Annotated in this window: 20 protein-coding genes and 2 pseudogenes; 13 read left to right on the top strand and 9 right to left on the bottom strand. The window is 57.4% G+C overall.

The annotated features are described in order from the left end of the window. Positions 1-227: 227 nt before the first annotated feature. Positions 228-626, top strand: a pseudogene (locus tag FJW03_RS30485) (IS3 family transposase); the annotation flags it as partial. Between the two features lie 204 nt (positions 627-830). On the opposite strand, the gene FJW03_RS30480 reads toward FJW03_RS30485, so the two are convergent. Further along, positions 831-2,270 (bottom strand): amidase, encoded by a 1,440-nt coding sequence (locus FJW03_RS30480; RefSeq protein ID WP_140767341.1) that lies wholly within the window; start codon positions 2,268-2,270, stop codon positions 831-833. A gap of 579 nt (positions 2,271-2,849) precedes the next feature. Beyond that, positions 2,850-3,122 carry a hypothetical protein gene (locus FJW03_RS30475; RefSeq protein ID WP_413466448.1) on the bottom strand — a complete coding sequence of 91 codons (273 nt, stop codon included), beginning with the start codon at positions 3,120-3,122 and terminating at the stop codon, positions 2,850-2,852. 79 nt (positions 3,123-3,201) lie between these two features. Between FJW03_RS30475 and FJW03_RS30470 the strand changes: the two genes are divergently transcribed. The 4 genes and pseudogenes from FJW03_RS30470 to FJW03_RS30455 all read left to right on the top strand — a co-directional run bounded on the left by FJW03_RS30470 (position 3,202) and on the right by FJW03_RS30455 (position 4,060). Continuing rightward, entirely contained in the window at positions 3,202-3,324 is a 123-nt protein-coding gene (locus FJW03_RS30470; RefSeq protein ID WP_413466522.1) for a hypothetical protein, read from the top strand. 13 nt (positions 3,325-3,337) lie between these two features. Next, positions 3,338-3,706: pseudogene (locus FJW03_RS30465) on the top strand (IS66 family transposase); the annotation flags it as partial. A 64-nt stretch (positions 3,707-3,770) separates the two neighbouring features. Next, on the top strand, positions 3,771-3,953 hold the full coding sequence (locus FJW03_RS30460; protein WP_413466521.1) for an IS66 family transposase: 183 nt from the start codon (positions 3,771-3,773) through the stop codon (positions 3,951-3,953). After that, positions 3,932-4,060: a transposase domain-containing protein gene (locus FJW03_RS30455; protein WP_413466520.1), complete on the top strand. Its 129-nt coding sequence runs from the start codon at positions 3,932-3,934 to the stop codon at positions 4,058-4,060. The genes FJW03_RS30460 and FJW03_RS30455 overlap by 22 nt, the downstream gene beginning before the upstream one ends. Before the next feature lie 337 nt (positions 4,061-4,397). Here the strand turns inward: FJW03_RS30455 and FJW03_RS29695 are convergent, their stop codons facing one another. Then, positions 4,398-5,264 carry a MurR/RpiR family transcriptional regulator gene (locus tag FJW03_RS29695; protein ID WP_181173396.1) on the bottom strand — a complete coding sequence of 289 codons (867 nt, stop codon included), beginning with the start codon at positions 5,262-5,264 and terminating at the stop codon, positions 4,398-4,400. A gap of 477 nt (positions 5,265-5,741) precedes the next feature. Between FJW03_RS29695 and FJW03_RS29690 the strand changes: the two genes are divergently transcribed. Further along, a complete protein-coding gene (locus FJW03_RS29690) occupies positions 5,742-6,497 on the top strand; it encodes an N-formylglutamate amidohydrolase (RefSeq protein WP_181173395.1) in 756 nt (251 codons plus the stop codon). Positions 6,498-6,700: 203 nt separating this feature from the next. Here the strand turns inward: FJW03_RS29690 and FJW03_RS29685 are convergent, their stop codons facing one another. The 5 genes from FJW03_RS29685 to FJW03_RS29665 form a co-directional block, all read right to left on the bottom strand. After that, positions 6,701-7,762: a GlxA family transcriptional regulator gene (locus tag FJW03_RS29685; protein WP_226890519.1), complete on the bottom strand. Its 1,062-nt coding sequence runs from the start codon at positions 7,760-7,762 to the stop codon at positions 6,701-6,703. 278 nt (positions 7,763-8,040) lie between these two features. Further along, complete coding sequence (locus FJW03_RS29680; RefSeq protein WP_181173394.1) at positions 8,041-9,477, bottom strand: amidase; 1,437 nt, start codon at positions 9,475-9,477, stop codon at positions 8,041-8,043. Between the two features lie 48 nt (positions 9,478-9,525). After that, positions 9,526-10,662, bottom strand: a complete 1,137-nt coding sequence (locus tag FJW03_RS29675) for an amidohydrolase family protein (protein ID WP_140767337.1) — start codon at positions 10,660-10,662, stop codon at positions 9,526-9,528. A 38-nt stretch (positions 10,663-10,700) separates the two neighbouring features. Next, the gene (locus FJW03_RS29670) at positions 10,701-12,017 is read right to left on the bottom strand and encodes a glutamine synthetase family protein (protein ID WP_140767336.1); all 1,317 of its coding nucleotides are present in this window, start codon (positions 12,015-12,017) and stop codon (positions 10,701-10,703) included. A gap of 32 nt (positions 12,018-12,049) precedes the next feature. Next, positions 12,050-12,892, bottom strand: a complete 843-nt coding sequence (locus FJW03_RS29665; protein WP_226890518.1) for a MurR/RpiR family transcriptional regulator — start codon at positions 12,890-12,892, stop codon at positions 12,050-12,052. A 352-nt stretch (positions 12,893-13,244) separates the two neighbouring features. Here FJW03_RS29665 and FJW03_RS29660 point away from each other — a divergent pair, with 352 nt between their 5' ends. The 6 genes from FJW03_RS29660 (at position 13,245) to FJW03_RS29635 (ending at position 19,282) form a co-directional block, all read left to right on the top strand. Further along, entirely contained in the window at positions 13,245-14,582 is a 1,338-nt protein-coding gene (locus FJW03_RS29660) for a M20 family metallopeptidase (protein WP_226890517.1), read from the top strand. Positions 14,583-14,671: 89 nt separating this feature from the next. After that, a complete protein-coding gene (locus FJW03_RS29655; protein ID WP_226890516.1) occupies positions 14,672-15,844 on the top strand; it encodes an ABC transporter substrate-binding protein in 1,173 nt (390 codons plus the stop codon). A gap of 75 nt (positions 15,845-15,919) precedes the next feature. Beyond that, on the top strand, positions 15,920-16,675 hold the full coding sequence (locus tag FJW03_RS29650) for an ABC transporter ATP-binding protein (protein WP_140767490.1): 756 nt from the start codon (positions 15,920-15,922) through the stop codon (positions 16,673-16,675). Then, a complete protein-coding gene (locus FJW03_RS29645; RefSeq protein ID WP_140767489.1) occupies positions 16,672-17,406 on the top strand; it encodes an ABC transporter ATP-binding protein in 735 nt (244 codons plus the stop codon). Before FJW03_RS29650 ends, FJW03_RS29645 begins: the two co-directional genes overlap by 4 nt. Continuing rightward, complete coding sequence (locus FJW03_RS29640; RefSeq protein ID WP_140767488.1) at positions 17,403-18,284, top strand: branched-chain amino acid ABC transporter permease; 882 nt, start codon at positions 17,403-17,405, stop codon at positions 18,282-18,284. The genes FJW03_RS29645 and FJW03_RS29640 overlap by 4 nt, the downstream gene beginning before the upstream one ends. A gap of 44 nt (positions 18,285-18,328) precedes the next feature. Next, entirely contained in the window at positions 18,329-19,282 is a 954-nt protein-coding gene (locus FJW03_RS29635) for a branched-chain amino acid ABC transporter permease (RefSeq protein WP_226890515.1), read from the top strand. A 78-nt stretch (positions 19,283-19,360) separates the two neighbouring features. Here the strand turns inward: FJW03_RS29635 and FJW03_RS29630 are convergent, their stop codons facing one another. Then, positions 19,361-19,813: an Lrp/AsnC family transcriptional regulator gene (locus FJW03_RS29630; protein ID WP_140767090.1), complete on the bottom strand. Its 453-nt coding sequence runs from the start codon at positions 19,811-19,813 to the stop codon at positions 19,361-19,363. Between the two features lie 154 nt (positions 19,814-19,967). On the opposite strand from FJW03_RS29630, the gene FJW03_RS29625 reads away from it, so the two are divergent. Then, a complete protein-coding gene (locus FJW03_RS29625; protein ID WP_140767089.1) occupies positions 19,968-22,442 on the top strand; it encodes a GcvT family protein in 2,475 nt (824 codons plus the stop codon). The last annotated feature ends 187 nt before the right edge of the window (positions 22,443-22,629 follow it).

Here is a 22,629-nt window from a genome sequence, read left to right as displayed (position 1 = left end):
GCGCATTTGCCGATTGAATCCGGTGAGCGCCGGGTAGTTGTGCGGCCTGCCGCAGTAGCCGTAATGTCCACGCAGAATGGCGGCGTAGTCAGCGGTCGCCTGCCACTTTTGTCACCGAAAGACGTGTTGGGAGTACGTCATGCTAGGCTGATGATTGCTTGTGGAAGAAAGTTGTGAATCGGCGTGCAATATTGACCCCATAAGCCGGGGAGTGCGCCCCTCACGAGTTGCCAATCTTCCCGAACCTGGCGAAGAACGTGACACCCGACGGCCCGAACCAGCTCTGGGTGAGCGACATAACCTACGTGACGATTGCGGCGGGCTTCGTCTACGTCGCAGTCATTTTGGATGCCTGGTCACGCAAGGTCGTTGGTTACGCCATCGGCCGGTCGATCGACGCGCGCTTGACCGTTGCAGCATTGAAGGCGGCAATCGAACGACGAAAGCCACCGCCGGGCTGCGTCCATCACTCGGACCGAGGGTCGCAATATGCCGCACTTGTCTACCGCAATCTTCTCGCCAAGCACGATCTTGTTGGATCGATGGGCCGGCGCGGCAATCCCTACGATAATGCGAAAGCGGAAAACTTCATGAAAACGATGAAGGTCGAAGCCGTCTATCCGATGGCCTACGAAACTTCGCCGATGTCGCTGAGGACCTTCCCCGCTTCATCGATGAGGTTTACAACACCCGCCGATTGCACTCAGCGCTCGGCTATCTCAGCCCGCAACGTTCGAGGACCAACACGCCCGGCAGATGGTCAAAACTGCGGCCTGATCTGTCCGGCCCGAGGGGCGCACTCCACACTGGGTGCGGCGACCAGATTGCTCCTAAGCTGCGAACCAAAATTTCGGCTTTCGGGAAATCCAGGGCCGTTCAGCCTCTATAGCGGTTGCCAGCTTAAGAACCGTGGCGTCATCTCCCCATTTACCCACGATTTGAATGGCAACTGGCAACCCATTGTCATCAAAGCCTGCGGGGACCGAGCACGCTGGTTGTCCAGTGACATTGAAAAGTGACGCGAACCATGACACCTGTTTCCTATTCTCGATGCCATAAGCTCCCAGTTCAGTTCTCTCTTGCGTATTCTGACCGATCGCCGGCGGAGGCCGGACCGACATAGGAGTAATAATCACATCGTATGGTGCCATCATCAGCTCAACGCGGCGGGTCGTCTGTCGAAGACTCTCAACGGCATCCGCGTACTCTACACCCGTTATCGCGGCGCCTGCTCGTGCCGAGTCGAACATCACCCTCGTAAAATCCTGTCCGCATGGCTCTGCGCCCTTCATTGCGCGCGCATTGCGGAAAATGCGATAGTGGTCGACCCGGAAAATAGTACCCGTATTCGCCAGCGCTTTCACGTAATCATACTCGCCCAATGAAAGTTCCTCGACACAATGTCCCATAGACTCACACAACGTGGCAATTGATTGCACCGCCAGAACACCCGGAGCGTAGGTCGCCTCTTCAATGTGACTGTTCACCGTGAACCCGATCCTCAACGGCTCAGGTCGAAGCTCAATCGCCGACATGAAGGTTGCGCCCGGCGCAGGTGGTCGATCACGGTCACCTGGGATATTACCCTGCATGAGATCGAGATAGGCAGCCTGATCTCGGACGGTACGAGAAACACATCCCTCCGTAGCCAAACCCCCGACGACATCTAAAACGTCGGGTCCCCAAGGGATTCGGCCGCGGGAGGGCTTGTGCCCCACCAAACCGCAGTAAGCAGCCGGAATCCGGATGGACCCTCCAGCGTCGCTGGCGTTAGCGAGTGGCACAACGCCAGCTGCAACTGCGGCGGCACCTCCGCCGGTCGATCCACCCGGTGTGTGTTCCAGTGACCATGGGTTAAGTGTGGCCCCGTGGAGCGGGGTTTCCGTAGTAATTCCTGCGGCAAATTCCGGTGTCGTTGACTTGGCGTACATGACTAAGCCACCATCCCGAGCACGGCGGGAAGTTTCGGAATCTGAAGGAGACATGTAATTTCGGTATAGGTAAGATCCGTTTGTGGTGACAGTATCACGCCAGCTGGTAAAGCTATCTTTCAGGAGGTAGGGAACACCGCTCAGAGGACTGCCCGGCAGGGATTGCCGGGCAGTCTTTCGTCCCTCGCCATAGCAGCGCACAGCAACGAAATTCAACGCTTCATTAGCCTGTTCCGTAAGCGCGATTGCGGTTTCCAAAACCTCGGTGGCACTCACCTCTCTTTTATGGATTGCGTCCGCTAACCCGACGCCATCCAGATCGCTATATCCTGACAACATTCTTCAACCCCTTCCAAAGCGTCCTTACTCGGGACTGCGCTGACTATAGGTTCGAGGGGCGGAGTGAAGCCATCGCGCCCACCTGCCAATTCGTGAAGACTCCGCCACCCCTATCAAACCGGATCTGGGGCACAACACACTGCTGGATATTTGACGCACGTTTTGGATCGAACCCCAGCGGTAAACCTACGTCTGAGTATGTCAAAAAGATTGGGATGCGCATGCGCCATTGCCGGCGCCAATGCCAAAAAAGTTCTACAATTCTAAATTCCGCAACCCACTTTTTCCCACACGAAAACCCCTTTGTCGAACGGGTGTATACGTGACCATATTGATGGCCGACATAATTTTGAAGGTAACAGCTAATGAGTGCACTAATTCGGCGTTTTTGGTATGTATGTGCGGGAGGTTGCGTTGAACGGTGGCCTATAGGCGGTGGAAATATGCGACGCAGACAGAGCAGGGCCAGTTGGATCATTATCCGTGTGCCAGCAAGGCGGCTACCTGCGATCTGGCGCGAAAGCAGGAGGCTGAACTTGCTCTACCGCGTCTCCGGGCCACATGACGACGCCCGGCGCGCTAGACGAAAAGTTCAGGACGCCGTGCCGCCGACCCGAGGTTCACCGCCGGAGGCCCGATAAGGGCTGGTTTGGCGCTGCAGTGTTCGCTGTTTTTTGCAAGCTTCTGGTCGTCGGGCCGGGTCGCGTGCCACTCTTTGAGCGGGCTCATTTTGTGATCCTTCACGGCGCGCAGCGCCGCCGCCTCACCGCGAAGACTGCGCTTGCCGGCCACAACCCGCGGCTCATCCTCTACCGAGATGTTGATCGCGCCATCCTGCAACTGGACCTTCACGTGCGGGAATCTATGCCCGCGACAAGGTTGAGCTCGACCGCAAGCTGATGGCGCAACGGATGGGCAAGCTGGGTTCGAGCTGGAGATTCTCGCCGACTACCTCTTTGATGAGATCAAGAAAGGAGAGCGGATCATCGCCGACGAGACCACTTTGCCGACGCTGGCGCCGGGATCCGGATCGACAAAGATAGCCTGGCTCTGAGCTTACGCCAGGGATGATCATCCCTTTGGCAGCAGGTCCGCCGATGGTGGCCTATCGCTTCGAGGATAGCCGGGCTGATGAAGGTGTCGCGCGACACCTGAACGGCTACCGCGGTATCGCCCAGGTCGATGGCTATGCCGCCTATAACAAGCTGACCCGCTCCGATCACGGCAATGACGGCGTCACATTGGCGGGCTGCTGGTCACACAGTCGACGAAAGTTCTATGAACTGCATGTCGCGGAAAGCTCGAAAGTCGCAACGGAGACAGTCGAGCGGATGGTCTGGCATGTCGAGGAACCCGTGCGCGGGCAAAGCCTTGACGCCCGTGTCGCGGTGCGTCAGCAAACCTCCGCCATGATCGTCACCGAGCTCTTCGCCCCTCTGGCAGAAGACCCTGCCGCGGATCTCCGGCAAATCGAAACTTGCCGAGGCGATCCGCTACGCCATGTCGCGTCGCGCCATCTTCGAGCGCTTCCTGACCGACGGCCGCATCGAACTCGACTCCAACATTGTCGAGCGCGCCATCAGGCCCCAGGCAATCACGAGACAGAACTCGATCTTCGCCGGCAGCGACGGCGCGGAAGGAACTGGGCGACCGTTGCGACACTGCTGCAGACGGCAAAAATGAACAACGTCGATCCGCTCGCCTTGCTCACTCGGACGCTCGAGCGCATTTCCAATGGCTGGCCGAGCAGCAAAATCGACGCACTCATGCCGTGGAATTACGCCGCCTGAACGGCTTCAGCTTGTCGCTTACGCCAAGAATGTGGAGGACTATGGACAATTCACGCGGCGCTTCTTCTATGAGAACCATGACATCAAGGGCTTCAAAACGATGGTCGTCGTGTAAAGGTGGGCTTTGCCTTCCCCGGGAACAGCAGGCGATGGACTAGCGAAGGGTTCAGCCACAGTCATGGGATGGAGTCCGCGGTCAGAAGCTCACGCGCAATTGGCGTCGCATCGTAAGCTCGCCAACTATCTCGTTCTGTTCTATCGGGACAGTCTGGAGCCAGGTTCGATGTAAGCGCGTTCTCGCTTTGGCCGTTGGTTGACCAACCGGGCGTTTAGTGACCTAAGAAGTATGATCCGTGCCTTCCTCTCCCACCAAGCCACGAGGATACTTCTCGCAAAGGCGTATTCTTTTTCGCACTTCATCGAAATTAGAGTTCGCCAGCACGGCCTCCTGAAGAGTGTCTAGCAAGGCCATGCAGGGAGTTAGAAAATCATAGGGACCATCGGTCTCGGAATCAATGACCAGGACCTGACTGGCAAAATCTGCAATTGGCGAGAGCCACATATCTGTCATCAAAATCACAGTTGCATCCTGTTCGGCGGCAATCTGACAGAATTCGATGGTCGACTTTTGGTACCGGCGAAAATCGAACGCAAACAAGACGTCCCGGTTTCCAATGAAAGGAAGGAGATCCTCTCTGCAAAATCCCATCGAATGCGAACGAATTGACTGTACAGACGGTCGCACTTGGAAAAGCCTGGCAGCCAACAGGTCAGCGAAAAAGACGGTTGACTGTCCTCCAAGGGTATAAAGGTTGCGGCGCCTATCGCCGAGGATCCTCGCGATCTTGTCGAACTCCTCGATATCAATCATCTCAAGCGTAGACTTGGTACGACTTAGGACACTGCTTATTACGTCCCCGGTTGTTGGCCGAGCTGGGCTCTGAGTTACACGTTCATACAGCGTTGCCGGCGACTCGATGCTTTCATCGTGCTGGCGCGCTGCCGAATTTTGAAAATCCTTGTAGCTGGAATAGCCGAGCGTGGTTGTGAAACGGATGACGGTCGGACCGCTCACATTCGCGAGGGCAGCCAGATTGGCGACCGACATCAGACCAGCTTCAAAATTGCTTAGGAAAAGTGCCCGCGCGATTCGCCGCTCGGCCCGGGACATGACCTTAACATTGCGGCGCAACTCTTGCGCCAAGTTTCTCCCGCCTGAGCTCTCCGGCACTGTCAATGACGCCCCCATGAAAGAAACTTTGGACTGACAGCTATTCGAAATTGTCGAAGCGCTCAACGGAAAAGGTTCTGGCTGAGGCTACTGGCAGGCTGGCGCAACAGCGACGCGCTCAGGATTGCGCATCCATCCTGCGCACGTCAACTCCATTCCATACATTCGGCAAATATCCTATCTTTGGAATACTAAGCTCTCCGTTTGGAGATCGAGACATCGGTTTCGCTTGTTCAACTTGCGGCTATCTTTCGGGCGTTTTCCCAAGCATGCTGTCGCCCGGCTTATCATCTCGGCAACGCCCTATCGTTACAACCATGCGATATTGACATATGAAATGTAATGATTTTTACTCCGCTGCAAGGGCGGACCCGAGCAAAATTCGAAAGCAAGGAATGAGCCCCGCCGAAGGTGGATGCATTCCGTTAGCCGTTGAAAGGAAGAAGCAGAGTGGTGAGTCTTTTGGGGTCAGGCGACCCACAGGCCGTAGAAACGCTTGGCAATGTTGATGGTGCGCCATTGCTGGTGCTATGCGACCACGCGAGCAATCGCGTTCCAGAAGCTCTTGGGGACATGGGGCTCGAACAGAGACACTTGGAGGCGCATATCGCGTGGGATATCGGTGCCCGGCAAGTCACACAGCATCTGATAGACATGATAGGGGGCCATGCGATACTGGGATGCTATTCCCGACTGGTCATCGACTGCAATCGACCCTTGTCGAATTCGAGTTTGGTCCCGGAGATTAGCGATGGGGTTAGCATACCGGCAAACAAGGGACTTTCGAGCAGCGAAATCGGGCGGCGCGTCGAGGAAATCTATCTCCCCTATCACTACGCAGTGGTTCGTGCCCTCACCCAATTCAAAGCGCGCGGAGTGCGTCCATTCGTTCTGGGGCTTCATTCCTGCACGCCCGTCATGAAGGGGGTATGCAGGCCTTGGTCGATCGGCATCGCTCACTCCACCGTGCGCGACGTGTCGGACAAATTTGTACGACAAATGAAGGCGTATGGTGGATTCCAGGTTGGGGACAACGAGCCCTATGCCATCGATGACGACGACTATACTTTTCCCGCTCATATAGTGCGTGCAAACCTAAAACACGTCTTCATCGAACTGAGGCAAGACTTGATTGCCGACGATGCGGGGGCAGCTGAATGGGCAAATATCCTGCGTCGTGGGATCAAAGACCTTTCGTTGGTGTGAAACTGCCGGAAGAGTCTTTTTATCGTTCAGTTTGACTGCCCTCTCCCAAAGATACCTGTTGACGGTGTCCTTCCGTGGAGCAGCGAGGGGGTGTCTCGGAGATCCACTCGGTGCTGATGACTGCCTGGCCACAGCCTTCTTCACAGGCGGTGCCCATTCGATCGGCTTCGGCAAGTCGGCGGACAAGCAGAGCGTTCGTTGTTTCATGCTGCCGAACCACCGGGACGATCCCTTTTTAGGACATAGTTGCGACCTCTTCGTGCTTGCTGGGGCGACATACCGTTGGCGTCGCGATAGCATTTCGAGAAATGCGATGCCGATACGAATCCACAAGACATGGCTATATCAATGATCGGTATCGTTGATTGTGTGATTAGCAATTTGGCACGTTCGAGACGCAACTTGAGATAGTAACGAACAGGTGAGCAACCGAGATGACTGCGAAACAGCCGCTCCACCTGGCGACGAGATAACCTTACCTGCAATGCGAGATCATCTATCTGTAACGGCTCTGCCAGATTCATCTCCATCTGCTCGACCAAGGTTATGATCGTTTCGTTGACCTTGCCCGGCCTGCTGGCGAGTGGCACCCTCTGGCGTTCAGTTGACTCGCGCACGCGATCAACAAGGGCGTGGTCGCAAACGCGAGTGACGATGTCCTTGCCAAAGTCGGCACCCACGATCTGCAACATCATATGAAGGGCTGCCATTCCGCCGGGGCAGGTCCAAATATCGCCGTCCTCCTGGAAGATTGTATGGCTGGGGGAGGTTGTTGAGAACCGCTCGCTAAAGCCGGGGAGCTTCTCCCAATGAATGGCGCATCTTCTTTTCTCCAGCAAACCGGCCGTTGCCAGCATATAGCTGCCTGATCCGAGCGCTCCCACCGCCACTCTTCGTAGCCGGCACTCGCGCAGCCAAGCTTGCAACGCGCGATCGGAGGAGCCTTCCAGAGTTCGACCGGCGCATAAGATGACCATCTTTGGTCGCTCAGAACTGATGATATTCCTCCGCTCAGACGCTAGGTCGCTGACTACCGACACAGGGACGCCAGAACTCGATCGAACGGAAGTGCCGCCACGAGAAGCGAGACGCCATTCATACGCGCCATATCCCAGCACGGTGTTGGCAAGCCGAAGGACTTCGATCGCGGAGGAAAAGGCGATCAAAGGGAAGTCCTCTGTGAGATAGAAAACATAGGAGGTGGTTTTTGCGGTAGCTTCAACGTGGCCAGGACGGGGAGCCACGGATCCTCGTTTGTCATGCAACAGCCCGTCTCCAAGTCGAGGTGAAAGCGTCCGCCGATCGCCATCATGGGTCGCAGGAGACGCAGATAACATCGAGGGCATCGGCCAGGTTTCTCTTCTTAGACCACCACGAAACCGACAAGTGCTCTGCAGAGTGATGCTGTTGTCGAATCCCTTCGACGACAGCACACGGGCTCGGTCGGCCCGCGAAGTTGCTTGCTATGGTGACCATAGCGTCGTTGTTGAGACGACAGTGGAAACTTGGCGATCCACTCGGCTGGCCATGGTCCTCATCCGTATCAAGGCCGACGTTGATGCCATGGTAAGATGCGTTCAAAATCTGCCGCGAGCGAGATAAGCGTGGCCTCGTCACCCTCATTGGCAACGATTTGCACACCTATCGGCAGACCTACAGGGGTCTCGGATAACGGCAAGGTTATTGCGGGCTGGCCCGAGATGTTGAAGGGTCCCAGATACGCATTGTCTTCCCCTAGGGGACCGTCGTTATACGCGACGATGTCGAGGCTCATGTTGTAGGTGCCCAATGGCCGCGTACCCTGCGGAAGCACCGGCAGAATGATTGCGTCAAATGGGGCGGCCAATTTTGCAATTGCCTTTGCACCCAACTGCATGGTGTCGATGCAACTATGGTATTCCACGGCGGTTGTCGACCTTCCGCGCTCAATACCGGTCCAGGTCGCCGTCGCGAAATCCTCTGCCCTCAACGGCTTTGCAAGTTCCCGTTCCATAAAGCCGAAGAACGCCGCCGTCTGCACGGAAATCACTTGGGTGTAGGCCTTCCAGAACGTTGGGAAGTCGAAATCGAACTGGAACTCCTCGACATTGTGGCCGAGGTCTTCGGCAAGCCGTGCTGCGTGGAGGACCGATTGGTTGACGGGAGGCGCATTGACGTCTCCACGAGGGTTATGCGTGGAGAAGCCAACACGAAGTGGACGTCGCGCGCCGCGCAGGGCTTCCAGCGCGTAGGGGCGCTCGGGGATCGCCTTGGCATACGGCTCGCCAGGCAGCGCTCCTGCCAGGGCGTCCAACATTGCGGCGCTGTCGCGCACACTCCGCGACAGCGCAAAGAAGAGAGCTCCTCCGAACCAGAAGTCGGCAGCATCCGGCGCGAACGTAATGCGACCGCGAGAAGGTTTAAGCCCCACTAGGCCGTTGATAGCTGCCGGCGCGCGGATTGAGCCGGCGCCGTCCGACGCCTCGGCCATCGGAAGCATGCCTGAAGCCACGGCCACTGCAGCGCCTCCGCTGGATCCCCCGGGTACCTTGGTTGCGTCCCACGGGTTGATGGTCGGCCCCCACATGTCGGATTCCGTGCTGAGGCACCACCCATTCTCCGGAACGTTTGTCTTTCCAAGATTAATGAACCCCGCACGCTTTGTCCGGCGAACCAATTCGCTGTCGTGGTGTGACCGGACTTCGGACAGCCATCGGCAGCTGTTGGTCGACGGCACCCCTTCCCAGGAACTAGCAAGATCCTTGGCCAGATACGGAACGCCATCGAAGGGAGACCCCGACAGCGGACGCTGCGCAGCCTGTTTCGCAGTCTCATAGGTCTTGATCGTGACTGCGTTGAGGCGGGGGTTCAGAGCCTCGATCCGCTCAATGGCGGCGTCAATGAGTTCGAGCGGCGTGACCTCTCGTTTTCTGACAAGCTCTGCAAGTCCTACGGCATCGTATTTCTCATAGTCGGGAAAGGAATAGCAACTCGTGGGCACGCAATGGTCCTCCAGGACTTTTGGATGCGGTTCTGATAGGGCTAGGTTTCAAGCCTCAAGATTGTAGATTCTCCGGGCGTTCCCATAAGCGACAGACTGAATGATTTCATCGGCGTCTTGGAGCGTAATGAAGTCATCGGAAAGCCACTGATCCAGGGCGATCTTGAGGCCGCGCCGGAAAAGGACCGAGCCGAGGTAATATAACTCGCTCAAACCAATCGCATCAGTACTGAAAAGAAGCTTGGAGAATTTGGCGGTCTCCAGCGATTCCTGAATAATCCTTGCGGAGGATGGTCCAGTATAATTCTGGACGACGCCCGTATCCAAGTAGACATTCCGGTAGATCTCAGACAACCAGCCAGCCTCACGAATGAATGGATAGTTGTGGAGGAGAGTGATGGGAACCTCCCAATCCTGCATCGACTTGATGAAGTCAGTAAAGTGCGAGGGATCGCAGGCATGGATGTAGACATCGTCGCCCAGCCCAGAATGGACCTGAAGCGGGAATTTTCGTTGACGACAAATATCACCTGCCGTCCATAGGGCAGCGCGCACGAGCACAGGATGCGTAAGTCTCACCTTGCCGGTTGTCTCGATCTCCTTCATCCATTCGCCCGCCGCGGCCGCCAGATCGTTTTCGGCCGGCCTGGATTGATCAACCTTGAAAGTGGTGCGATACGCGACGATGGTCTTCAGACCGATGGCATCGCGGCTGCGACTGAGAAGCCTTTCCCGGAAACTGTCGGCAAACCCAGCTGCATCCACCCCCGATCGCACAACGTCCTCGGCGACGGCTTCAATGCGGACCACTTCATTTGCCGGGACCGCTGCAATTTCGGCCATCTGTTCCACATTGAGGATGGAGTCACTCTTGAAGCCCGTATCGATGATAAGACGCTCGAAACCTCCGGCCCGGAGGAATCGTCGATTGACCTCTGTCGCACCGAGTTCAAGCCGCCTTTCGACGTAACGCTCGCCACTGACATGCGGCTCGAGATCCAGGATCGGCGGACAAAATCGGCGAATGGCAAGCCCAAGCGGCTTTTGGAACTCCGTTGCACCGTCAGGTGGAGGGAGATAGCTTTCACTGAAAGCCTGCTGAAATTGCTTGTAATCCAAGTCCTTCGGAATCACGCCGTGCGTGTGGTGGTCAATCAGCGGCAAGTCTATTGTCGGGATAGTCATTTCGAATCCTCAGCAACGTTGCTTATAAGATCAGGAAATTAGTAAATCTTCGCATATTGCGTACAGATAGCGTCGGGATCTAAATCCTTGAATTGGCTAATCTCCCGGCGGCGCAACGCCATGACCATATCAACGAGTATCCGAGGAAGAGCGGCCTTGAGCGCGTCGTCGGCGTCGAGATCCTTCAGTGCCTCCTCCAGAGAGGAGGGGACCGGGACCAGTTGCAACGCGTCCAGCTCTGGTTGTGACAACTTCGATGGGTCGGCATCCATGGCGGGTGGAAGCGGCAGCTTGTTCTGGATGCCTTGCATCCCGGCAATCAGGATTGCAGCAAGCGCTAGATATGGGTTGCAAAGCCCATCGGCTGCGCGAAACTCGATGTTGAAGCTTTTTGCCTTGCGTTCCTGATCATCAGTTGGCAGCGAGCAGATGCGCAGCATCGCTTCGCGATTTGACGTGCCGTAGGCGACGTAGCCTGTGCTCCATTTTTTGGGGCCCAGGCGGTAGTATGATGCGACCCCAGGGGCCACGAAGGGAAGCAGCGCCCTCCCGTGGCGCAACACCCCTGAGACAAAGCCCTGACCGAGGGAACTGAGCCTGCTTTTGCCGTTCGCGTCATACAGGATTGGCCGACCGTTCTGGTCGGTGAAGCTGATGTGAATATGCAATCCCGAACCGCCCTTGTCGATGCTGGTCTTAGGAGCGAAGGTAGCGTGATAGCCGGCCCTGCGAGCGGCGTCACGGACAGTCTCGCGGATGATTACAGCTTCGTCAGCCGCCCGTACCGCGTCCTTCGGCGCAACTGATAATTCATATTGGGAAGGGACGAACTCTGGTTCAAAGGCTTCGATCTGGATTCCAGCGGCCTCAAGCCGGCGCACGATGACCGCATCAAGCGGCGCTATCTGTTGCCAGGCTTCGACAGTCATGGAGAGCGCCGGCTCTTTGTCGCCAAGCAGCTTGAACTCCTGCTCGAAAGTTGCGTGTACTTTGACGCCAAGCTCGTTTTCGTACTTGTTGACGATCCCCCGCAGCAGAGTGCGCGCGCAAAGGTCCCATGGCTTGCCGTCCGATCCCATCGCTTCCGACAGGACGAGGCCAAAGCCTTCGTCCCCGGGCCTCACCAAAGTTGACATGACCGGAATCTGACGCACGTCACCGACGCCACCCCACGGATTGTCGATGATATCCCCGAACATCGTCATGGCCTGTCCGCAGGACGGGAAGCTGAGGCCGTAGTCCGCTTTCGACCCGAGGTATTTTACCGGAACCCCTCGGACGCGCGCGATTCCACACAAATCTACCCAGACAAGCCCTACCAGCGAGACGTCCTCGCCGTTCGATGTCTTTTGCATTTCAACTCCCTCGTCGTTCAATTTTGAAATGATCAGTCCAGCATCCCGCGCTGATGTCCTTCTAAAACCCTCATTCGGGAGAAGGCATCGTCATCGCATTCGCTTAGAACGCGACCGAACAGAAGCTCGATCAGCATGGCCCCATTAGCAAAGCTGTCCTGTCCCCATGGGGCTTCAATGTGGACGGGCAAGACTACTGATGCGAAGTCCACCATCGGCGACATCCAGGTGTCGGTGATGACAATAAGAAGGGCACCTTGTTCCACCGCGGTGCGCGCAAACTCGATGACATCCGTTTGATACCTACGAAAATCGAACGCAACAAGAATCGTGGAGCGACCGATCTCTGGAAGCTCTTCTTCCTTTGTGAGAACGAGCGACGTCGCTCCGGCCGAACGCACATCAATTCTCAGTTGGTAGAGCCGCCACGTCAGGTATTCGGCGAACAATCGGCTAAATCGACCTCCGAGGATGTAGATGTTGCGTTTTGGATTACGCAAGAGCCCCGCGGCGCGATCGAAATCCTTGGCGCTTATCGCCTCGAATGTCGCGTCGATGCTCGCCACCACCTGGCGATGCGCTTCGGAAAGAAAAGCACTGGCGTCCATTCCAGTCATCGTTCGGCTGCTTAGCTGCATTGCCGGTGAGCTGATCCGCTGGGCGAATTCGTTTTCGACAGCCTGCTGAAACGCCGAGAACCCCTCGAAGCCCAGTCGAGAGATGAAGCGCAGCACCGAGGGGGCACTTACATCTGCTTCACCGGCGAGCGTGGCCAGAGTCCCACGAGCAGCTCGAAGGTTTGTCCGAAGCAGGGTTCGGGCGACCCTTCGCTCAGAACGTGTCATCCCCGCCGCATCTTGCCGCAGCCGCCACATTAGGGTGTCTTGAGGAGAGGCCATGTTGTTCCTTTTAGCGAGTTATATGGACTAAATATGTCTATCATTCAATAGCGAAATGTAACGACTGCGACGGTATGATCGCGTCGAATTTAGCGGAATTCAGCAGATTGAGGGATTTACAACGGCGTTTGCTCGATACATATAAGGGTGATATGAACAAAAAATGTAACGCGAAGAACGTGCCTTCAGCTTACCGGCCGCTCCTAAGCGAGCCGGAGTAGCCGCAGGCTTCGACCCGACAGAAACAGGTGGCTCAGCACCCGCTGCCTCATCGCCGACTTGTGCGGGTCTGACCGTCAACGAATTCAACGAAGAAGGGAGCACCGTCATGAAATCTTCAAGCGAAATGGCCAATGTTGAAGCTGCGGTGAAAGCTGCATGGAAGGCGATCGATGATGAGGGGGGATATGCAACCAACCTCACGCAAAGGCTCGTTCGCATTCCCTCGGTCAACCCGAAATTCATTACAGACCCGCTCCAGAACCGAGAGGATGCGCTGCAGGACCTAGTCGAAGCGGAGCTGACTTCGATCGGCATGACAGTCGACCGGTGGGATGTATTTCCTGACAGGCCGAACGTGGTCGGCCAGCTTGCGGGCTCGGAAGAGCGCAGTCTGTTGCTGTGCGGCCATATCGACACCGTGCCGATAGGCGAGCGGGAAGCCTGGACGGTCGATCCCTTCGGCGGCGAGATCAAGGACGGCAAGCTCTACGGGCGTGGCGCCGTGGACATGAAAAGCGGCGTGGCCGCGGCAATCGCTGCGGTTCGCGGCATCCGCAAAGCCGGAATAGAGCTTGACGGGCGCGTTGCCATTCATGCGGTGGTGGACGAGGAGACCGGCGGGTTCGGCGCGATCGATGCCCTCAAGCGCGGACATCTAGCCAAGGCCGCGATCATCACGGAGCCAAGCTGGGGTGATATCCAGCCCTGCGAGGGCGGCGTGGAGTGGATCCGGGTAACGATCACTGGCCGACAGGGCCATGCGGCCTGGCGCTACAACGAGATTTGGCCGCAGCGTGACGGGCCAGATCGGCTGCGGCCGGCGGTGAATGCGATCGACATCGCAGGTCGTTTTCTGGACGCTCTGAGGAATTTTGAAAGCTCGCGCTGCCGGCATCGCCAGCACCCGCTGCTGCCGCCCGGATGGAATACGATCAATGTCGGCGTCATACGCGGCGGCGCGGGGCTCGGCCCTGACGGGCTGCCGCTGGTCATGACCAATCCATGCATCATCCCGGACGTGGCTGTGCTCGACCTCGACTATAACTTCCTTCCCTTTCAGACGAAGGAGGAGATCCGCTCTGAATTCGAGGAGTTCGTGCATCATTTCTGCCAACAGGATCTTTGGCTGCAGGAGAATCCCATCAAGGTCGCGTGGGAGCTTGGCGGGCTGCATTTCCCGCCCATGGACACCTCGCCCGATCACCCGATCGTGCAGTCGCTCGTCAAACGTCGAGCTGAGCTCGGGGGCGAGCATAAGATAAGCGGCGTCATTTTTGTCAGCGACGCTGCCCATTACGCTGGCGCAGGGGTCGATGCGGTCGTCTGCGGAGCGTCTGGCGATGGCTTCCACGGCCTGGACGAGTACGTGGACGTCGCCTCGCTGGAAGAGACGACCAAAACGCTCGCGGCCTCGATCATCGATTGGTGTGGTGTGAAGCAATAACTCAAACAAAAAAGGGAACACGAACATGGGATACGTAAAATTCTGGACCACCGCTGCCTTCGCAGCCCTGATGATGGCGCTACCCGCGCGTGCCGAAAGACAAGGTCGCCAAGATAGGCGTCCTGGCACCTTTGACAGGAGGGACCGCGGCCGACGGCAACGAAATGGTCAACGGTGCCAAGCTAGCCGTCGAGGAGATCAACGCAGCAGGTGGGGTGGCCGGCTACAAGTTTGAGGTCGTGGTTGGCGACACGCAGAACCAGTCAGCCGACGCCGTGACGAGTGCCGTCGAGCGGCTGGTTGGCGATCCTGATCTGAATGCCGTCATCACCGGTTACGCCAGCGGCAGCAACTTCGAAATCCAGACCATGGCGGAGCAGGAGATGCCGTACCTGATTGCGGCGAGTTCCTCCCAGACGCGCGACATCATAGCGCCCGAGCCGGACAAGTTCCCGACTGTCTGGTCGCTCACCCCTTCCTATGATGCCTACAACACGGCCATGGTGCCCGTTCTGAAGGGCCTTCAGACCAGTGGGAAACTGAAGCTGTCGAATACGAAGGTGGCGCTCATTTCCTCCGACAATCCCTATTCGAAGAGCATCATGGAGGGTTTGCAGAAGAGCTTCCAGGATGCGGGCTGGACCGTCACGTCAGCCGACCTTCTGCCGTTCGGCGAAATCTCCGATTGGCGAACCTTCCTGGCCAAGGTCCGCCAGGAAAATCCGGCGCTCATCATCAACACCGATTACCAACCTGGCAATGCGGCGAAGTTCCTGACCCAGTTCCTCGAGCAGCCGACCGACAGCCTGGTCTTCATTCAATATGCGCCCTCGGTGCCGGAGTTTCTCAACCTGTCGGGAAAGAAGGCGACCGGAATTGTCTATGATCTGCTTGGCGGTTCGCTGATTACGCCCAAAAATCCTCGCGCCGCCGAGGTCATTGCCAAATACAAGGGCAAGTATGGCAACGAGCCAGGCACCTACGGACCGCTGCTGTACGAGGAAGTCTATGCCTATGCGGATGCACTGAAGAAGGTCGGCGATCCCACCAAGAGGCTCGAAATCGGCAAGGCGCTCGGCGAGACCAACAAGAAGATCGTCAGCGGCGTGCTGTCCTTCGATCCAAAGACGCATCTTGCCGTTCAGGGCGACGAGGCGCTGCCTATTCAATTCTTCCAGATCTGGGACGGACAACGGGTCTTGTTCTACCCGGGTCAGTATGCGGACGGTGAATTCCGCACGCCCCCTTGGATGAAGCAGTAGCACTCCCAAGCCTGGTGGCCATGCGTTTGACGGCGTGTGGCCACCCTTTTTCTCTCGATGTGCAGAGACAGCATTATGGCTGAACGAACTGAATACCCGCCGCTGCTCGAGGTCCGCGAGGTGACCCGACGCTTCGGTGCGCTGGTTGCCGTCGATAACGTATCGTTCGACGTTGGGAAGGGTGAGATCTTTGGGATCGCCGGCCCCAACGGCAGCGGCAAGAGCACACTCTTCAACATCATCACCGGCATTCCCTTTTCGCCGAGCGCGGGCGAGGTCCTCCTGGAAGGAAAACCCATCCACCGCCTAAAGCCACATCAAATCAGCCGTGCCGGCGTGGTTCGCACGTTCCAGAAGGACGCCGAGTTCGCCACGCTCAGCGCGCGCGACAATGTCTACGCCAGCGCCGTCTATTGCGCGCAGATGACGTCGAAGGAGGCGTCAGATGCCACCGAGCAAGCGCTTGACGATGTGTCGCTGGCGCCAGACCGGCGCGAGAGAGCGGCCTGCGACCTGTCGGTGTTCGAGCGCAAGCAGCTGATGATTGCTTCGGCAATTGCCGGCCGACCCAAGGTCCTGCTCTTGGATGAACCGGCCGCCGGCTTGACCAAGCCTGAGGTAACCGACCTTTCCGCTCTCATCCGCACAGTGCATGAGCGGGGCATCACCGTCGTTCTCATCGAACACGTCTTGCCTCTACTTCTCAAGGTTTCCGATCACCTGATGATCCTCAACCACGGCGCCATCATCGCTTCCGGCAAGCCGCAGGAGGTGGTGCGCAATCCGCAAGTCGTCGAAGCCTATCTTGGAAAACGGGAGGCGCGGCTATGAACGACGCTGCAAACGCCCTGGACATCGTCGATCTGCATGCCGGCTATGATGCGTCTGATGTGCTTGTCGGCATGAGTCTTCACGTCGGAGCGAAGGAACGCGTCGGGCTGTTCGGGCCGAACGGCCACGGCAAGACCACGCTGCTCAACGCTGCCTCACGCGTGATCCGTCCACGCTCAGGCAGCGTGCGTTTCATGGGTGAGGCGATTGAAGGTCTGGCACCCCACAGGATCGTGGAGCGCGGCCTCATCCACGTACCGCAGGCAAACTGGCTTTTCCCCGATATGCTGATCATGGAAACGCTTGAGCTTGCCGCCTTCACCGAGCGCGCCAGACATGAGCAGAAGACCAACCTCGACTACGTCCTCCACCTCTTCCCCAGGCTTGCCGAACGCCGGCAGCAGCAGTGCAAGACCCTTTCTGGCGGCGAGCGCCAGATGCTCGCGATCGGTGTTGGGCTGATGTGCGCACCGCGCATGTTGATGCTCGACGAACCAACGCTGGGGTTGTCGCCCAAGCTCAAGGACGAGCTCGCTGAAGCCATTGCGGAAATATCCGGGCGCGGCATACCGCTTCTGCTGGTCGAGCAGGACATCGCTTTCATCCTGTCGCTCGTGGATCGCATGTATCTCGTCGACCACGGTGAGATCAGCCGCGAGGTCAGTCGGGGTGCGGAAGTCGACCATCAGGAAATCATGGACATGTATTTCGGTTCGGAGGGCGTATCATGACCGCCGACACGCTGAGCGCCATCCTTGTAAGTGGGATCGTGCTGGGTTCGGGTTACGCATTGATGGCGAGTGGACTGTCACTCGTCTGGACAACACTCGGCATCTTCAATTTTGCGCATGGCGTGCTGATGACGCTGGGGGCCTATGTAGCATGGACGGTGTCGGACTCAGCCGGGCTGAATCTGGGCCTGGCTGCCGGTATTGCCGTCACCGTCGCTGCTCTGATCGGCGTCGGTATCCTGATCGAGCGCGTCATCGTTCGTCCCTTCTACAGCAACCGCGACATCCTGCTTATCACCGTGATGACCACGCTTGCAGCGATGATCTTCCTGCAAAAAGGGATTCAACTCCTTTGGGGGGCAAGGCTCAAGCAGCTTCAACCGCTCGTGGCAGGCAATGTGCGCATCCTGAACACCACGATCTCGGCTCAGGAAACGCTGGTTATCGTCGTGGCGCCGCTGTTGCTGGGTGCGCTATGGCTGTTTCTTAGCCGCACGCGCATTGGGCGCGGCATAAGGGCGGTCGGACAAAATCCTGACGCTGCTCGGCTCATCGGGATCAATGTCTCGCAGCTCTTCATCGTCACCTTCGCGCTGTCAGCCGTGCTTGCCGGATTGACAGGTGTGCTGCTTGGCTCGGTTCGCTTGCTGACACCAGAGTTCGGATCCGATCCTTTGGTGAAGGCTTTGATCATCGTCATCTTTGGCGGGCTCGGCTCATTGGCGGGAACGATCGCCGCGGCTTATCTGATGGGGCTGGTCGAGGCAGCGCTCACCTTCTTCATCGGCATCTACTGGACGCCCTCCATGATCTTCCTGATGTTGATCATCGTCCTTCTGGTGCGGCCGCAAGGCCTTCTTGGAAAGGTAGTTCGCTGATGCCGAACCTTCAAAACGGCAGGGCATGGTTTCTGGTTGCCCTGGTGATCGCCGCGCTTCTCGTGCCCATGGTCGTCCACGACACCTACATTCGGCATCTGTTCATCATCGCGTTCATCTATGGTGTCGTCGCGGCGAGCTGGGATGTCACTTTGGGGTATGGAGGCATCTTCAACTTCGCCCACGTGTCATTCTTCGGCATCGGCGTCTATGCAACCGGGCTGACGGCAAAGCTTCTTGGCCTCGATCCGTGGCTGGCCATGCTGTTCGGAGGAGTCGCCGCGTCCGCCGCCGCGGTCATAGTTGCTGTTCCGGTCGTCCGGCTCCAGGGCGTCTATGTGGTTCTGGTCACCTTCGCCTTCAGCCAGCTCGTGCTCCAGCTGGTGATCAGCCAGTCGCAAGTCACCGGGGGAACCCAAGGCATGGTCAGAGTTCCGACGCTCTGGCTTCCCGGCTATAACTTCCTGCGCGACTACAAGTTTGGCTACTACTACGTTGCCCTTGGCCTTCTGGTGATCACGACCATCTGTTTGCGTTGGCTGGTTCGCTCCAATTTCGGGCTTTCGATCAAGGCCCTGCGCGATAGCGAGGATTACGCCGTATCGCGTGGAATCCCAATCGCCTGGCAGAGACTGAAAGCCTTGGTCGCCAGCGCTTTCTTCCCTGGGGTGGCCGGGGGATTGTACGCAGTCTACCTGCGCGTGGCCTCGCCCGAAATCTTCGACTTCTCGACCTCATCGCTGATTTTGAGCATGGTGCTGGTCGGAGGCATCTCCAGCATCTATGGCCCCATAGTTGCGGCTTTCTTGCTGACCTTCCTTTCGGAAGGCCTCGCAAACATCAACAACTTCGCCGAGGGCCGTTTCATGGTGGTTGCGGCCGCCATGGTCATCGTTCTCCTGTTCTTTCCCAAAGGCCTGGCCTCGGCCTTGCCCACACATTTCGCCAAGAAGGCCGCACAAAGGGCGTCCACCCTCGCAAAGCCTAAAGGGGCTTGACGCCACGGCCTCTTGGCGCGGCACTGTGCGACCCAGCGGCGTGTGTCGCACGCAACTCTAACCCTGCCCTGGCCGGCCTCATTTCTGTCTGCCAATATCCGCCTTTCGATCCGCAAGAGCGATCAGAGAAGACGTCTTACCCATGCCGGGGATATTTGCGAGCTCGTCGTAGTTGAAGTTTTGATAGTCCTTAATATCGGCTACGGCCACTCTCAAAACAAAGTCATATTCGCCAGCGACGTGATAGATCTCTTTTATCATTGGCAATCTTGAGACCGCAGCTTCAAACGCTCGAACGCCATCCCTGCTGTGGCGTTCGAGCGAAACAAGAACGAACACGGTCAGACCCTCGCGAAGGTAAGCCGGGTCAATGACAGCCTTGTATCCTGATATGACACCGCTCTGCTCCAGAAGCTTGATCCGCCGCTGGCCTGCCGAGAGCGAGACGCCGACGCGATCGGAAATCTCTTGTTGCGTAAGCTTAGAGTTCTGCGCCAACAGATGAATAATTTCTTCGTCGATCCGATCCATGGCGGGTAAAATACGTACATTTCCGCTCGTCAGGAAGGTACTTCGGGAAATATTTTCGTCCTTTTCCGCCTAAGATGTCTCACAGACCCAGTGCCGAGACCCCCTGGGCCGACATTTGAATCTGTCGAGTTTTCTTTCTCACCGAGGCAATTCCATGATCATCAATGCGTCCACTCGCCCGCGCGAGATCCCAGTCCGGGCCCATGAAGTCGTCATCATCGGGGGCGGCATTGCCGGGGCAAGCCTTGCCTACCACCTGACAAAACTTGGCAAGCGAGATGTGGTTATTCTCGAACGCAATACGTTGACATCAGGCACGACGTGGCACGCCGCCGGCCTCATAATGCAGACCCGCGGTACCCATTCGCTGACCGAGCTAGCCAAGTACAACGCGGAACTCTACTCGTCCCTGGAGGCCGAAACTGGCCAGGCGACGGGCTTCAAGCGAAACGGCACGCTCGGTGTTGCCAGGACGAAGGATCGTCTTTTTGAGACCGCGCGAAACGCGTCGGTTGCCAAAACCTTTGGGCTGGAAGCGCATATGATCTCGCCGCGTGAGGCGAGGGAACTATATCCCGCCATCGACGCGTCCATCATTGAGGGTGCCGTCTTTATCCCGAAGGATGGCCAGACCAACCCCATCGACACCTGCATGGCATTGGCCGCCGGCGCCAAAAAGTATGGCGCAAAAATTCTTGAGAATATGGAGGTCACCGATCTTTGGCGAACTCCGAGCGGCGCGTATCAGCTCCGCACCAGGGATGGCGTTGTCGAAGCTGAAGTCCTGGTTCTCGCATGCGGTTTATGGACCAGAGACCTTGCCGCGAAGCTGGGCGCGCGCGTCCCACTGTATGCAGCTGAGCACTTCTATGTCGTCACGGAAAGTTTGGATTTCGTACGTCCGACCCTTCCGGTTCTGCGCGACACGGACGGCCATGTCTACATCAAGGAGGATGCCGGAAAGTTGCTCGTCGGAGCCTTCGAGCCTTGGGGCAAAGCGCTGCCGATGCAGCGCCTCCCCAGGGACGCGGCGTTCATCGAGCTCGAGGAGGATTGGGATCATTTTGCGTTGCCCATGACAAAGGCAATGGAGATCATCCCCGCGCTACAAAACGCCGGAATTGCCAAATTCTTTAATGGTCCGGAGAGCTTTACTCCCGACTTGCTTTTCATGATCGGCGAAGTTCCCGGCATGAGAAATCTTTTCGTTTCATCGGGCTACAACTCGGAAGGGATCGAATTTGGAGCGGGGGCTGGCCGCGCCTTGGCGGAGTGGATTGTCGCCGGCGCGCCACAGATGGATATCAGCTTTGTCGATGTTGCCCGCTTTCACCCGTTTCAGATAAACAAGAGGTATCTGCACGATCGGACGCCAGAAGTTCTGGGCCTGCACTACAAGATGCATTGGCCGTCGCATCAGCCAGAGACATCTCGTGGCGTGCGAAAGAGCCCTCTTCACGATCGATGGGCTAAACTGGGTGCCAGTTTCGGCGAAGGTATGGGTTGGGAACGGCCTATGTGGTTCGCTGGCGAGGGGCAGCCTACCCATAACGAGTACTCCTATAGCGAACCCAACTGGTTCAAACACACTGCCCAAGAATGCCAAGCTGCACGCACGGATGCCATTCTCCTCGACCAAAGTTCGTTCGGCAAACATCTGATTCAGGGCCGCGATGCTTGCCGGTTCCTTCAATGGCTCTGCGCGGGCAATGTGGACGTTCCAGTCGGCAAGCTTGTGTATACGCACATGCTCAACGAGAAAGGCGGGATCGAAACGGATATAACTGTAAACCGTTTGTCCGAAACGCAATTTCTGATTATCTCCTCGGCGACTGTCCACCCGCGCGACAAGGCGTGGATCACGAAACACATTACTGACAGCTGGAATGTCACCCTAACCGACGTGACGTCCGCCTACGCAGTTCTATCTTTGCAAGGACCAACGTCGCGCGACATCCTGGCGAAGGTCACGGACGCCGACCTATCGAACGAGGCTTTCCCCTTTGCAACCAGCCGAGAAATCGATGTCGGTTATGCCCGCGTCATTGCAAACCGGCTGACCTACATCGGCGAGCTTGGCTGGGAGCTTCATGTCCCGGCGGAAATGGCGCAACATGTGTTTGATGTCATCTGGGAGGCCGGTCGAGCGCACAATCTGGCGCCAGCCGGTTATCATGCGCTCGAACATTTGCGTTCCGAGCGCGCCTATAGGGAATATGAACTGGATTTGACCCCAGTTGACACGTTGCTCGAAGCGGGGTTGGGCTTTACCATCGATTGGGAGAAGCCGGACGGCTTCATTGGCAAGGGTGCAACAGCGGAGCAGAAGAGATCCGGACCTCTCAAGAAGCGATTGATTTCCTTCAAGCTACGCGATCCAAAGCCGGTCCTGTTTCGCGAGGAGCTCGTGAGGCGTGACGGAAGAATCGTAGGGTTCATTTCGTCAGGAGTAAAAAGCTTCACTCTCGGCAGTTCGATTGGACTCGGCTACGTGAACGACAACGTCGGCGTCACGAAGGAGTTTATCCAAAGTGGGCACTGGCAAATCGAGATTGCGGGCGAGCTGTACGATGCGGACGCCTCGCTTCAAGCCTTCTTCGATCCGTCAGGTGAACGCCTGCGGCGTTAATATCGGCGCTGCGGAATCGATCCTCGGGCCTCCGCGCCTCCGCTTGGATGGGGCCAAAGGAAGCAAAGCCGAACAAGTCGGCTCTAGCGGCGTCAGATCAGATCATCGACTGAGCGGGTTGAAATGCTGTGGATGCAGGCTTCCTGGATAGACCCAGCAAGGCGTTGCAACGCGCGTCACCCATATA

It is taken from the genome of Mesorhizobium sp. B4-1-4, assembly GCF_006439395.2.
GTDB lineage: Bacteria > Pseudomonadota > Alphaproteobacteria > Rhizobiales > Rhizobiaceae > Mesorhizobium.
Note: the sequence above shows the minus strand (reverse complement) of the source record. Positions and strands in the feature narration are given on the sequence as shown.

Bases quoted from the DNA above. Each gene is read 5' to 3' on its own strand.
- FJW03_RS30480 (WP_140767341.1), bottom strand. From the start codon at position 2,270: ATGTTGTCAGGATATAGCGATCTGGATGGCGTCGGGTTAGCGGACGCA.
- FJW03_RS30460 (WP_413466521.1), top strand. From the start codon at position 3,771: ATGTCGCGTCGCGCCATCTTCGAGCGCTTCCTGACCGACGGCCGCATC.
- FJW03_RS29675 (WP_140767337.1), bottom strand. From the start codon at position 10,662: ATGACTATCCCGACAATAGACTTGCCGCTGATTGACCACCACACGCAC.
- FJW03_RS29670 (WP_140767336.1), bottom strand. From the start codon at position 12,017: ATGCAAAAGACATCGAACGGCGAGGACGTCTCGCTGGTAGGGCTTGTC.
- FJW03_RS29665 (WP_226890518.1), bottom strand. From the start codon at position 12,892: ATGTGGCGGCTGCGGCAAGATGCGGCGGGGATGACACGTTCTGAGCGA.
- FJW03_RS29660 (WP_226890517.1), top strand. From the start codon at position 13,245: ATGAAATCTTCAAGCGAAATGGCCAATGTTGAAGCTGCGGTGAAAGCT.
- FJW03_RS29650 (WP_140767490.1), top strand. From the start codon at position 15,920: ATGGCTGAACGAACTGAATACCCGCCGCTGCTCGAGGTCCGCGAGGTG.
- FJW03_RS29645 (WP_140767489.1), top strand. From the start codon at position 16,672: ATGAACGACGCTGCAAACGCCCTGGACATCGTCGATCTGCATGCCGGC.
- FJW03_RS29640 (WP_140767488.1), top strand. From the start codon at position 17,403: ATGACCGCCGACACGCTGAGCGCCATCCTTGTAAGTGGGATCGTGCTG.
- FJW03_RS29630 (WP_140767090.1), bottom strand. From the start codon at position 19,813: ATGGATCGGATCGACGAAGAAATTATTCATCTGTTGGCGCAGAACTCT.
- FJW03_RS29625 (WP_140767089.1), top strand. From the start codon at position 19,968: ATGATCATCAATGCGTCCACTCGCCCGCGCGAGATCCCAGTCCGGGCC.